Below are 12,810 nucleotides of genomic sequence, written 5' to 3'. Positions count from 1 at the left end.
GGTCCACGCTTATTGGCCGAGAACCATCATCAGGTGTTCGACGCCAGGGCCGAGCGCAAGCGCCGGCACATAGGTCAGCGCGCCCACCAGCAAGACGGTGCCGAACAGCAGCACGACGAACAGCGGGCCGTGCGTGGGCAGCGTGCCGCCCGTGACACCCAGACGCTTCTTCTCTGCGAGCGAACCGGCAATCGCCAGCACCGCGATCAGCGAGCCGAACCGGCCGAACCACATCGCGATGCCGAGCATCACGTTGTAGAACGGGGTGCTCACCGTCAGGCCGCCGAAGGCGCTGCCGTTGTTGTTAGCCGCCGAGCTGAACGCGTAGAGAATCTCCGAGAAGCCATGCGGACCGGGGTTCATGATGCCGGCCTTGCCTGCATCCGTGAGCACGCCGACCGACGCACCCAGCAGCACCAGCAGCGGCGTCAGCAGGATCACGATCGAGACCATCTTCATCTCGTACGCTTCGATCTTCTTGCCGACGTATTCCGGCGTGCGGCCGATCATCAGCCCCGCGACGAACACTGCCAGCAGCGCGAATGCGAGCGCACCGTACAGACCCGAACCCACCCCACCGAAGATCACTTCACCGAGCTGGATCAACAGCATCGGCACGAGGCCGCCGATCGGCGTCAGCGAATCCTGTGCGCCATTCACTGCGCCGCACGAAGCTGCCGTGGTCGACACGGCGAAGATGCCCGACTGCGCGATACCGAAGCGCGTTTCCTTGCCTTCCATGTTGCCGCCCGACTGCAGCGCGCTCGCGTTCTGATCGACGTGCAGCGCGGCGATGGCCGGGTTGCCGCCTTGCTCGGAGCTGATCTCGACGCCGATGCTGATCGCAAAGGCGATCGTCATGAAGGCGAGCAGTGCAACGCCCTGGCGCTTGTCGGTCACCATCCGGCCGAATACCAGACACAAGGCCGCCGGAATGATCAGCATCGCAAACATCTCGACGAAGTTCGCGAACGGCGTCGGGTCTTCATACGGATGCGCGGAGTTCGCATTGAAGAAGCCGCCGCCATTGGTGCCGAGCATCTTGATCGCTTCTTGCGAAGCCACCGGGCCCATTGCGATGGTCTGCTTCGTGACCGGCGTATCGACCGTGACCGCATTGCCCTTCGCGTCCTTGACCGGGTTACCTTGCGCGTCGAGCTTCGGCGCGGCATAGGTGGTGGTCTGGAGCGTCGGCACGTCCTGATAGGCCTTGAAGTTCTGGATCACGCCCTGGCTCATCAGGATCGCGGCAATCACCACCGACATCGGGATCAATACGTACAGCGTGGTACGCGTGATATCGACCCAGAAATTGCCGATGGTTTTGGCCGAGTGCCGTGCAAAACCGCGGATCAGCGCGATCACGACGACGATACCGGTGGCCGCCGACAGGAAGTTCTGCACGGTGAAGCCGAGCATCTGCGTCAGATAGCTGACTGCCTGCTCACCCGAGTAGTCTTGCCAGTTGGTGTTCGACACGAAGCTGATCGCAGTGTTGAACGCGCCATCCGGTGTCATTGCGCCGAGCGCCTGCGGATTGCCCGGCAGGATGCCTTGTATGCGCAGCAGCAGATACAGGAATGCGAGACCGATCACGTTGAAAGCGAGCGTGACGATCGTGTATTCCTTCCAGCCCATCTCAGCGGATGAATCGACGCCCGCCACGCGGTACAGCAGTTTTTCGAGCGGCGCGAACCAGCGCACCACCCGCGAGGTGCCGTCCAGCACGCCCGTGATATAGCGTGCGACCGGCACCGCCAGCGCAAGCAGCACGACGATGAAGATCACCGTCTGCAGGACATTGTTCGTATTCATTCAATGTCCTCCGCGCGCAGTAGCGCATAGACCAGATAGATAAACAGCAGCGCCGTCACAGCGCCGGATAACCAGAGGATCCAGTTCATGAGCGCGCTCCCTGTCCCCGCCGGAATTGCATCAGCTTCGAGCAGCCGGCAACCAGCCCGAAGGTGAGCACCGTGAACACCACGAGCCCCCCGACATACAGCACATCCATTTCGTGTTCCCCATTGGTAGCTATGGATGCAGAACGTTATGCCGATCGAGATAAAGGCCCGGTCAAAGATTGGTCCAGCGGTATAAAAAACGCGTAAACGGCTTTGCCATACCACACTGGAGTGGCACAGCTGGACATGCGTGGTAGAGGGCGGCTTGCGCCAGTGTGGGCGGGGCTGCGCGGGCTACGGCGCAGCCCGCGCATGGTTCGGAAGAAGGAGGCGGACGAGGCCGCGCGGGGGCGGATCAGCCGCCCCTTATTTAGATTCCTTTACGGCAGAAGGATCGTCGAGCCGGTGGTGCGGCGCGCTTCGAGATCTTCGTGCGCCTTCGCGACGTCCGACAGCGCATAGCGCTGGTTCACGCTGGTCTTGACCTTGCCCGACACCAGCACGTCGAACAGTTCGGCGGCCATCGCTTCGAGGTCGCTGCGTTTGCTCGTATACGTGAACAAGGTCGGTCGCGTAAAGAACAGCGAGCCGCGACCGGCGAGTTCCGACGAATCGATCGGCGGCAGCGGGCCCGACGAATTGCCGAACGTGACGAACAGGCCGAGCGGCGCGAGACAATCGAGCGACGCAGTAAACGTGTCCTTGCCGATCGAGTCGTACACCACCGGCACGCCCGCGCCGTTGGTGATCTCGCGCACGCGTTTGGTAAAGTTTTCGCGCGTGTAGACGATCGGATAATCGCAGCCGTGCTGCTGCGCGATTTCCGCCTTCGCGTCGGAACCGACCGTGCCGATCACCGTCGCGCCAAGCGCCTTCGCCCACTGGCACACCAGCAGCCCGACGCCGCCCGCGGCCGCCTGGATCAGGATCGTGTCGCCCGGCTTCACGCGATACGTGCGGCGCAGCAGATACTGCGCGGTGAGACCCTGCAGCATCACCGAAGCGGCCTCTTCATAGCTGATCGCATCGGGCAGCTTGACGATCTGCGCGGCCGGCATCACGCGCTCCTGCGCATACGCGCCCGGCGGGCGCGCCGCGTACGCGACGCGGTCGCCCGGCTTGAAGCCGGTGACGCCGTCGCCGACCGCGGTGATCTCGCCGGCCCCCTCCATGCCGAGGCCGCCGGGCAGCGGCAGCGGATAGAGGCCGTTGCGGAAATACACGTCGATATAGTTGAGGCCCACCGCGTGGTGCTTGATCCGCACCTCGCCTGCCGCGGGCTCGCCCACCTCGACGTCGACCCACTTCATCACCTCCGGGCCGCCAGTCTTGTCGAATCGGATTGCCTTAACCATCGTTTCTCCCAGGTTCGTTCACGCCTGCTGCGCCGGTTGCGCGTGCTGCGTGGTTTGCTGCGCGAGGCGCAGCGTCAGGACTTCGAGAATCATCCGTGCGCTCGAAATGTTCGTCGCGCACGGTACGTTGTGCACGTCGCAGGCACGCACCAGCGCGTTGATATCCGGCTCGTGCGGCTGCGGCGTCATCGGATCGCGCAGAAAAATCACCATGTCGACCCGCCCCTCCGCGAGTTGCGCACCGATCTGCAGGTCGCCGCCATGCGGACCGGACAGCATCCGTTCCACCGGCAGCCCGTGCGCCGCGGTGACGCGTGCGCCGGTCGTGCCGGTCGCGATGATCTCGCAGCGCTTGAGTGTGTCGACAAATTCGCCAGCCAGCTTGACGATGTCGTCTTTCTTGTGGTCGTGCGCGATCAGTGCGATGCGAGTAGCCATCGATGCGTTTCTCCGTGTTGCGGTGTTGTTGTGTGGTCGCGGCGGCGGGTGTGCGGTCTGTGTGCCGCCGCCTGTTAGCGTGTTGTCGTGTTATCGGTGAGCGCCGGCCCGATCCGGCGCCCGGTTCGACGCGTAGGCCTGCGTAGCAGGTCTGGCGCGTGTTTGCGGTGTTGCGGTTGAGTACGTCGCCGCGGTTTGGTACCTAGTACGTGCCCGGATAGGCGCCGCCGTCGATCAGCAGGTTCTGTCCGGTGATGTAGCCCGCGTGCACGCTAGCCAGAAACGCGCAGGCGCGGCCGAATTCGTCGGACTCGCCGAAGCGGCGTGCCGGAATGCCTTTGACGCGCAGTGCACGCGCCTCTTCGACGGTGATGTTCTGCGACTTCGCCTGGCTCACCAGCGTCGACTTGATGCGGTCGGTGTCGAATGCGCCCGGCAGCAGGCTGTTGATGGTCACGCCGTGCGGCGCGACCTTGCGCGCGACGCCCGCAACGAAACCGGTCAGTCCAGAACGCGCGCCATTCGACAGGCCGAGCGTATCGATCGGTGCCTTCACCGACGAACTCGTGATGTTGATCACCCGCCCGAAGTTGCGCGCGATCATGCCGTCGATGGTCGCGCGGATCAGTTCGATCGGCGTCAGCATGTTGGCTTCGAGCGCGCTTATCCAGTCGTCGTGCGTGAAGCTGCGGAAGTCGCCGGGCGGCGGGCCGCCCGCATTGTTGACGAGGATGTCGGGCTGCGGGCAGGCGGCGAGCGCGGCGGCGCGGCCTTCCGGGGTCGTGATGTCGCAGGCGACGGTCTTGACGGTCGCGCCGCTCTTCGCCGCAAAATTCGCGCGGATCTCCGCGGCGGTGGCTTCGAGCGTTTGCGCGGTGCGTGCGAGGATCACGACATGCACGCCTTCGGCGGCGAGCGCTTCTGCGCAGCCGCGGCCGAGCCCTTTGCTGGCCGCGCAGACCAGCGCGGTCTTTCCTGCGATTCCGAGATCCATGTGTGCGTCCTCTGTCGATGTGATTGCCGATGAATGAAGGCGACGGCGGCACGATGTGCAGCCGCGCGGCGGACTGCCCCCGATTCTAGAAGAATCGACGCGGCGCTGCCGGACGTGAATTCGGGATCGCTGCTGCGCTGCGCGCAGCGCACCGGCCCAGGGAACACGTAAGCGCAGACCTGCGCGAGGACGCAGGCGCAGACACAGGCGGAATCTGAGCGGGAGAACTGAGCGACAACCCGGGCAAGCACCAGGCGAAAATCCTGCGTTTCACCGGACGTTTCTTTCGGTAAACTTGCGTGCGTGGCGCGCCGTGCGTCCGGACCTTGCATGCCGTGCCGACGCGCTGCGGGCCGGTTGCACGAAGTGCTTGCGAACGGCCTGCGCATGGCCTGCAGGCGGCCCGCGAGCTGCCCATATTATTCGCCGCGGATCCCCGCTCCCTGTTTCTTGCCGCCTCGCGCCACGTCATGACCCAAGACGCCCGTTTTCCGAATCTGTTCATCCTCGACCACCCGCTGATCCAGCACAAGCTCACGCATATGCGCGACCGCGACACGTCGACTCGCACGTTCCGCGAGCTGCTGCGCGAAATCACGCTGCTGATGGGCTACGAGATCACCCGCAACCTGCCGATGACAACCCGCCGCGTCACCACGCCGCTGGTCGAGATCGATGCGCCGGTGATCGCCGGCAAGAAGCTTGCGATCGTGCCGGTGCTACGGGCCGGCGTCGGCATGTCGGACGGGCTGATGGAGCTGATTCCGTCGGCCCGCGTCGGGCATATCGGCGTGTATCGCGCCGACGACCACCGGCCGGTCGAATATCTGGTGCGGCTGCCGGATCTCGAAGACCGCACTTTCATCCTGTGCGACCCGATGGTCGCGACCGGCTACTCGGCCGTGCATGCGGTCGATGTGCTCAAGCGCCGCGGCGTGGCGGGCGAGGATATCTCGTTCCTCGCGCTGGTTGCGGCGCCGGAAGGCGTGAAGGTGTTTCATGACGCGCATCCGGACGTGAAGCTCTATGTCGCGTCGCTCGATTCGCATCTGGACGGGCATATGTATATCGTGCCGGGGCTCGGCGATGCGGGCGACCGGCTGTTCGGCACGAAGAACTAAGCGCGCTTATCGGCTAAAGGCTGTCCGAAGGTCCTCTGAAAGTCGTCCGATGAAATCTGATGCGCTCCGGGTGTTTTCCTATCGCCTCCGATGCGCATCGGAAACGTCCGAATCCGGCATCGGCCGCCCTCCGCGACCACACGCATTGCCGCAATCGCCCGCCGCGTGGGCCTTTCGCGGCGCCAGCCTGCGTGAAACGCAGGTCTCGCGCAGCCGCGGCATGTTAAAATCGGCGTCTGCTCATCGAGCGGTTCACCCTGCCTGAATCGACGCGCACAGCGCGCGTTGGCGGCACAGCGGCCAACGCCGTCGGCCCAGGTCCGCGCGGCAATCCGAAGGCAGCGCAGCCGCGCACCGGCCCGGATGGTTTTGACCCGGGCCGGCGTTCGGTCCAGCTGCGACACCCCGTGTGGTGCATTGCCGGGCACGGCCTGCAGGATCGGCCGGACAGCGTCGCCCGCAGGCGCGAGCCGTGCAGCATCGGCAGTGTGCGTGGTGCTGCGCTGCAGCGGGCATGCCGCTACGCCGCCACCGCCCCGCTGCGCCGTCACTGCCGCTGGCTGCTGCGCCCGGTCACCGGCGCGGCACAGGCGGGGTGCAGAACGAACATCTCGGCGAACACTTCGGGGCGCGCTTCGCGAAACGCGCCCCTGCTGCGGCCAACGATGCAGCAGTCGCCGCAGCCGGCCAAAGGCGGCGGCAACCAGCAGCAACATTCGCGCGACGACAATTGCACTGCGTGCGCCCACCGGCGCGCGCGACGGAGAAAGGTATGGCGGGTCATTCGAAATGGGCCAACATCAAGCATAAAAAGGCAGCGGCCGATGCCAAGCGCGGCAAGGTCTGGACTCGGCTGATCAAGGAAATTCAGGTCGCGGCCCGCATGGGCGGCGGCGAGATCGACTCGAATCCGCGTCTGCGGCTCGCAGTCGAAAAGGCGTACGACGCCAACATGCCGAAGGACAACATCAGCCGCGCGATCCAGCGCGGCATCGGCGGCGTGGACGGTGCGAGCTACGAGGAAATCCGCTACGAAGGCTACGGCATCAACGGCGCGGCGATCATCGTCGACACGATGACCGACAACCGCATCCGCACGGTGGCCGAAGTGCGTCACGCATTCTCCAAGTTCGGCGGCAACATGGGCACCGACGGCTCGGTGTCGTTCATGTTCGATCACGTCGGCCAGTTCCTGTTCGCGCCCGGCACGCCGGAAGACAAGCTGATGGAAGCGGCACTCGAAGCGGGCGCCGACGACGTCGTGACCCACGACGACGGCAGCACCGAGGTGCTGTGCCCGGCCAACGACTTTCCGAAGGTGAAAGCGGCGCTGGAAGCCGCCGGCTTCAAGGCCGAGCTGGCCGAAGTCACGATGAAGCCGCAAACGGAAGTCGAATTCAGCGGCGACGACGCGCTCAAGATGCAGAAGCTGCTCGACGCGCTGGAAAATCTGGACGACGTGCAAGAGGTTTATACCAACGCGGCGATCGCGGAGGAATGAAGCGCGGGCGAGCGGCGCGGCGCGGTTGGCTGCGGCCCTCGCTTGTGTTTTTGGGCGTCACCTGCGTTGTTGGCGTCGCTTGCGGTTTTTGCAGCGCCTGCGATTTTGCCTCACACCGCGGCCTCGCGGCTTGACTGCGCAAGCCCTACGGTGTGAAAGCAGTACGCAATTGTGTTGGCTGCGTCACAGGCATCGCGTACCAGTTGTGCGAATCTTGCAGATATTGACGGCGCCGCCGCCGGGCGGCCCGTTCACGGTTTTTAGCATTCGGGGAATTTCATGAAGTTACTCGTCGTCGGATCGGGCGGTCGCGAACATGCGCTCGCGTGGAAGCTCGCGCAATCGCCGCGGGTGCAGCTCGTCTACGTCGCGCCGGGCAACGGCGGCACCGCGCAGGACGAACGCCTGCGCAACCTCGACATCGTCGACCTCGAAGCACTCGCCGATTTCGCCGAGCAGGAGCAGATCGCCTTCACGCTGGTCGGGCCGGAGCAGCCGCTCGCCGCGGGCATCGTCAATCTGTTCCGTTCGCGCGGCCTGAAAATCTTCGGGCCGACCCGCGAAGCCGCGCAGCTCGAAAGCTCGAAAGATTTCGCGAAGGCCTTCATGAAGCGCCACGCGATCCCGACCGCCGAATACGAAACCTTCGCCGAAGTCTCGGCCGCCCATGCGTACATCGATGCGAAAGGCGCGCCGATCGTCATCAAGGCCGACGGCCTCGCGGCCGGCAAGGGCGTGGTGGTCGCACAGACGCTGGAAGAAGCGCATGCCGCGGTCGACATGATGCTGTCGGACAACAAGCTCGGCGACGCCGGCGCGCGCGTCGTGATCGAAGAATTCCTGTCCGGAGAAGAAGCCAGCTTTATCGTGATGGTGGACGGCAAGCACGTGCTGGCGCTCGCGTCGAGCCAGGACCACAAACGCCTGCTCGACGACGACCGCGGGCCGAACACCGGCGGCATGGGCGCCTACTCGCCCGCGCCGATCGTCACGCCGCAGCTGCACGCGCGCGTGATGCGCGAAATCATTCTGCCGACCGTGCGCGGCATGGAAAAAGAAGGCATCCGTTTCACCGGTTTCCTGTACGCGGGCCTGATGATCGACGCGCAGGGCAACCCGCGCACGCTCGAATTCAACTGCCGGATGGGCGACCCGGAAACGCAGCCGATCATGGCGCGTTTGAAGGGCGATTTCTCGAAGGTAGTCGAACAGGCGATCGCCGGCACGCTCGATACGGTCGAGCTCGAATGGGACCGCCGCACGGCGCTCGGCGTGGTGCTCGCGGCGCACAACTATCCGGACACGCCGCGCAAGGGCGACCGGATCAACGGCATTCCGGCCGAAACCGTCGATTCGGTCACGTTCCACGCCGGCACCACGCTTGCGAACGGCAAGCTGAGCACGTCGGGCGGCCGCGTGCTGTGCGTCGTCGGGCTGGCGGATTCGGTGCGCAGCGCGCAGTCGGTCGCGTATGAGACGATCAACCAGATTGCGTTCGACGGCATGCAGTATCGGCGCGACATCGGGTTTCGCGCGCTGAACCGCAAGCATGGCTAGCGTCTGACAAAACCGGCGGCGCCTGGTCAAGGCGGGCGGTGCCGGTGTTACGCCAGGGTTTGCGTTGGGGTTTTACGTGTTCTGCTACGCGAGCTTCTGGTGCCTCTCGCCGGTGCTCGGCTTGGGCTGGGCTTTTTGCTGCACTGTTGCTGAGCTTTTGCCGATTTCGGCCACTTTTTTCCGCTTCCTTTGCTCCAGCGCTAAACTGACGGCGGTTTGTAGCGCGCGCGGGCGGATTCCGTACTAACGTCAAGCGTCGCAGGCATGCGCTTCGCATGATCTTGCGTCATTCGCCGTCTGGCGCCGTCCCCATTTACGAGAATCTCGCACGCGGCCCGCGTTACGCGCCGCGGCCTTTTATTGATGACTGATTCGACTTACGACGCAGCCGCTGTGCGCAGCTGGCTGCAAGGCCTGCAAAGCCGTATCGCCGACACCCTCGGCGCCTTCGACGGCACCCCGTTCGCCACCGACAGCTGGCAGCGCGCCCCCGGCGAGAAGCTGCGCGGCGGCGGCTGCACGCGCATTCTGGAGGGCGGCCAGTTCTTCGAGCGCGCCGGCGTCGGTTTTTCCGACGTCGCCGGCGACGCGCTGCCCGGCTCGGCCAGCGCGCTGCGCCCGCAACTGGCAGGCCGCGGCTTCGAAGCGGCTGGCGTGTCGCTGGTGCTGCACCCGCGCAATCCGTATTGCCCGACCGTGCATATGAATGTACGGATGCTGGTGGCCACCAAAGCCGGCGAGGAACCGGTGTTCTGGTTCGGCGGCGGCATGGACCTGACGCCGTACTACGGCTACGAAGACGACGCGCGGCACTTCCACCAGGTGTGCCGCGACGCGCTGCAGCCGTTCGGCCCCGATCTGTACCCGCGCTTCAAGCGCTGGTGCGACGATTACTTTTTCCTGAAGCATCGCAACGAAGCGCGCGGCATCGGCGGCATTTTCTTCGACGACTTTGCGGAGCCGGGCTTCGACCGCTCGTTCGAGATGGTGCGCAGCGTCGGCGACGCGTTCCTGCAGGCGTACCTGCCGATCGTCGAGAAGCGCCGCGCCGAGCCTTATGGCGAAGCGCAACGCGAATTTCAGGCGTACCGGCGCGGCCGCTACGTCGAGTTCAATCTGGTGTTCGACCGTGGCACACTGTTCGGGCTGCAAAGCGGCGGGCGCACCGAGTCGATCCTGATGTCGATGCCGCCGGTCGTGAACTGGCGCTACGACTGGAAGCCCGAGCCGGGCACGCCCGAAGCGCGGCTGTACACCGATTTCCTGGCGCCGCGCGAATGGGTCTGATCGTGCGCGGCGCAACCGGTGTGCGGCGCGCGGCACGCACACGGAGGATTTTCCGCTGAACCCGACCGCCCGCCCCGCCTCGCTGCCGCCAGCGTCGCCGCTGCCTGCGCTGCCGCGCCGTATTGGCCTGCTCGGCGGTACCTTCGATCCGATTCACAACGGCCACCTGGCGCTCGCGCGGCGCTTCGCCGAGGTGCTGCAGCTGACCGAGCTGGTATTGTTGCCGGCCGGCCAGCCGTGGCAGAAGGCTGGCGTGTCGGCCGCACCGCATCGCCTCGCGATGACGCGCGCCGCGGCCGGCGCGTTGCAGATTCCGGGCGTGCGCGTCACCGTAGCCAGCGAGGAAATCGAACACGACGGCCCGACTTACACGGTCGAAACGCTACAGCAATGGCGCGCGCGCGAAGGCGGGCAGGCGTCGATCGCGCTGCTGGTCGGTGCAGACCAACTGGTGCATCTCGACACGTGGCACGAGTGGCAGCGATTGTTCGACTATGCGCACGTGTGTGCGGCGACGCGGCCGGGCTTCGATCTCGCGGCGGCGGCACCTGCGGTGGCCGCGGCGATCGCGACGCGCGCGGCTAGCGCACAGGTATTACGCGGCACGCCTGCCGGGCATCTGCTGATCGATGCGACGCTTGCCGAAGATGTATCGGCCACTGAAATCCGCGCGCAGTTGCGCGAGCGGTTTGCGAATGTTACGGCGGACGTTATCGCGGACGGCCGCCCGGTGGACAGCGCGGCCGGTGGTACGCCCGCCGGCAACGCTACCGCGAGCCGTGACGCAAAGGACGCTGCCGGCAGCAACCCCGCGGAAAGCCGCCCCGCGGAGAGCCGCCCTGCGGATGGCCGCCCCCCCGAAATTCAGGTCCCCGCCCCCGTGTGGGACTATATTGTTCAACATCATCTGTACCATCGGTAACCACATGGATATACGTAAGCTGCAACGCACGATCGTCGACGCGCTCGAGGACGTCAAGGCACAAGACATCAAGGTGTTCAACACCAGCCATCTGACCGCGCTGTTCGACCGCGTGATCATCGCGAGCGGCACGTCGAACCGCCAGACCAAGGCGCTCGCGTCGAGCGTGCGCGACAAGGTCAAGGAAGGCGGCGGCGACATCGTCAGCACCGAGGGCGAAGACATTGGCGAATGGGTGCTGGTGGATTGCGGCGACGCTGTCGTCCATATCCTGCAGCCGGCGCTGCGCCAGTACTACAACCTCGAAGAGATCTGGGGCGACAAGCCGGTGCGCGTCAAGCTCGCCAACCCGAGCCCGTTCGGCGGCGCCCGCTCGAGCGAGCCCGACGACGAAGACGAAGAGGAGCAGGAACAGGCCGTCGTCCGCCCCGCGCGCCGCGCGCCGGCCCGCCGCCGATGAGTGTGCGGCCGCTTGCGCGCCGCGGCTGGCGCGCCGGTTGCCCGGGGCGTTCTTGCCGATGAAACTGCACATTCTCGCGGTCGGCCACAAGATGCCCGACTGGATCGCGGCTGGCTTCGACGAATATACGAAGCGGATGCCACCCGAACTGCGCATCGAACTGCGCGAAATCAAACCGGAACAACGTTCGTCCGGCCGCCCCGCCGAAAGCGTGATGGCCGCCGAGCGGCTGCGCATCGAAGCGGCGCTGCCCAAAGGCGCGCGCCTCGTCGCGCTCGACGAGCGCGGCAAGGACTGGACCACGATGCAGCTCGCCGGCGCCCTGCCCGGCTGGCAGCAGGATGGACGCGACGTGGCGTTCCTGATCGGCGGCGCGGATGGGCTCGACACGGAACTGAAAGCGCGTGCCGACCTGCTGCTGCGGCTGTCGAGCCTGACACTGCCGCATGCGATGGTGCGCGTGCTGCTGGCCGAACAGCTGTATCGCGCGTGGACCATCACGCAGAATCATCCGTACCATCGCGTATGAGCGATTGAACGGATCGTCCCGGTTCGTCTCGCTTCGTTTCATTTCGTCCCGCTTCATCTCGTCCTGCTTGACAGCTTCATTCCGTTTCCCGAGATCCATTCATGCCGACGTCTGCTGACCACGTTTCGTATCCGTTCGTTTATCTGGCATCGCAAAGCCCACGCCGTCAGGAATTGCTGACGCAACTCGGCGTGCGCTTCGAGCTGCTGCTGCCGCGCGCCGACGAAGACGCCGAAGCGCTCGAAGTCGAACTGCCCGGCGAACGCGCGCACGACTACGTGATGCGCGTGTGCGTGCTGAAGGCGCAAGCGGCGCGCGCGCGGCTCGTCGCGCGTGGCGGCACGGTAGCGCCGATCCTGGTGGCCGACACCACCGTGACGATCGACGACGCGATCCTCGGCAAGCCGCGCGATGCCGACGACGCGGTCGCGATGCTGACGCGCCTCGCCGGCCGCGCGCATGAAGTGCTGACTGCCGTCGCGGTAGTGGACGCACACGGCGCGCCATTGCCCGCCGCGCTGTCGGTATCGCGCGTGCGCTTCGCCGCGCTGCCGCGCGACGCGCTCACGCGCTACGCCGCGAGCGGCGAGCCGCTCGGCAAGGCCGGCGCATACGGCGTGCAGGGCCGCGCTGCGGAGTTCATCGAACATATTGACGGGTCCTATTCGGGTATCATGGGTTTGCCGCTCTTTGAGACCGCCGCGCTATTGCGCGCGGCGCGCATCGACTTCTAGAACAACAC

At 65.6% G+C, this 12,810-nt stretch carries 14 protein-coding genes; 8 read left to right on the top strand and 6 right to left on the bottom strand.

Annotation, left to right across the window (positions count from 1 at the left end; translation table 11 throughout):
• Window positions 1–9: 9 nt before the first annotated feature.
• The 6 genes from kdpA to ACYVNQ_RS29465 form a co-directional block, all read right to left on the bottom strand.
• A complete protein-coding gene (gene kdpA, locus ACYVNQ_RS29490) occupies window positions 10–1,815 on the bottom strand; it encodes a potassium-transporting ATPase subunit KdpA (RefSeq protein ID WP_460907563.1) in 1,806 nt (601 codons plus the stop codon).
• Window positions 1,812–1,904, bottom strand: coding sequence for a K(+)-transporting ATPase subunit F (kdpF, locus tag ACYVNQ_RS29485; RefSeq protein WP_175226450.1), 93 nt, complete (start codon window positions 1,902–1,904; stop codon window positions 1,812–1,814). The genes kdpA and kdpF overlap by 4 nt, the downstream gene beginning before the upstream one ends.
• Complete coding sequence (locus ACYVNQ_RS29480) at window positions 1,901–2,014, bottom strand: potassium ABC transporter ATPase (protein ID WP_460907561.1); 114 nt, start codon at window positions 2,012–2,014, stop codon at window positions 1,901–1,903. Before ACYVNQ_RS29480 ends, kdpF begins: the two co-directional genes overlap by 4 nt.
• A 270-nt stretch (window positions 2,015–2,284) precedes the next feature.
• Window positions 2,285–3,259 (bottom strand): quinone oxidoreductase family protein, encoded by a 975-nt coding sequence (locus ACYVNQ_RS29475; RefSeq protein ID WP_460907559.1) that lies wholly within the window; start codon window positions 3,257–3,259, stop codon window positions 2,285–2,287.
• 18 nt (window positions 3,260–3,277) lie between these two features.
• Window positions 3,278–3,697: a methylglyoxal synthase gene (locus tag ACYVNQ_RS29470; RefSeq protein ID WP_460907557.1), complete on the bottom strand. Its 420-nt coding sequence runs from the start codon at window positions 3,695–3,697 to the stop codon at window positions 3,278–3,280.
• 202 nt (window positions 3,698–3,899) lie between these two features.
• Window positions 3,900–4,691 (bottom strand): SDR family oxidoreductase, encoded by a 792-nt coding sequence (locus ACYVNQ_RS29465; protein ID WP_460907555.1) that lies wholly within the window; start codon window positions 4,689–4,691, stop codon window positions 3,900–3,902.
• 470 nt (window positions 4,692–5,161) lie between these two features.
• Between ACYVNQ_RS29465 and upp the strand changes: the two genes are divergently transcribed.
• From upp to ACYVNQ_RS29425, 8 genes are all read left to right on the top strand, one after another.
• Entirely contained in the window at window positions 5,162–5,812 is a 651-nt protein-coding gene (gene upp, locus ACYVNQ_RS29460; protein ID WP_460907553.1) for a uracil phosphoribosyltransferase, read from the top strand.
• Window positions 5,813–6,584: 772 nt separating this feature from the next.
• Entirely contained in the window at window positions 6,585–7,313 is a 729-nt protein-coding gene (locus tag ACYVNQ_RS29455; protein ID WP_460907551.1) for a YebC/PmpR family DNA-binding transcriptional regulator, read from the top strand.
• Window positions 7,314–7,592: 279 nt separating this feature from the next.
• A complete protein-coding gene (purD, locus tag ACYVNQ_RS29450; protein WP_460907549.1) occupies window positions 7,593–8,870 on the top strand; it encodes a phosphoribosylamine--glycine ligase in 1,278 nt (425 codons plus the stop codon).
• A gap of 363 nt (window positions 8,871–9,233) precedes the next feature.
• On the top strand, window positions 9,234–10,157 hold the full coding sequence (gene hemF, locus ACYVNQ_RS29445) for an oxygen-dependent coproporphyrinogen oxidase (RefSeq protein ID WP_460907547.1): 924 nt from the start codon (window positions 9,234–9,236) through the stop codon (window positions 10,155–10,157).
• Window positions 10,158–10,212: 55 nt separating this feature from the next.
• Window positions 10,213–11,079 (top strand): nicotinate-nucleotide adenylyltransferase, encoded by an 867-nt coding sequence (locus tag ACYVNQ_RS29440; protein ID WP_460907759.1) that lies wholly within the window; start codon window positions 10,213–10,215, stop codon window positions 11,077–11,079.
• Between the two features lie 4 nt (window positions 11,080–11,083).
• Complete coding sequence (rsfS, locus tag ACYVNQ_RS29435; protein WP_460907545.1) at window positions 11,084–11,539, top strand: ribosome silencing factor; 456 nt, start codon at window positions 11,084–11,086, stop codon at window positions 11,537–11,539.
• Window positions 11,540–11,597: 58 nt separating this feature from the next.
• Window positions 11,598–12,068, top strand: coding sequence for a 23S rRNA (pseudouridine(1915)-N(3))-methyltransferase RlmH (rlmH, locus tag ACYVNQ_RS29430; RefSeq protein WP_460907542.1), 471 nt, complete (start codon window positions 11,598–11,600; stop codon window positions 12,066–12,068).
• Window positions 12,069–12,169: 101 nt separating this feature from the next.
• Window positions 12,170–12,802: a Maf family protein gene (locus ACYVNQ_RS29425; protein WP_460907540.1), complete on the top strand. Its 633-nt coding sequence runs from the start codon at window positions 12,170–12,172 to the stop codon at window positions 12,800–12,802.
• Window positions 12,803–12,810 lie beyond the last annotated feature (8 nt).

The sequence above is a fragment of the Paraburkholderia jirisanensis genome, assembly GCF_054782355.1.
This window is presented reverse-complemented; position numbering and strand designations above follow the sequence as displayed.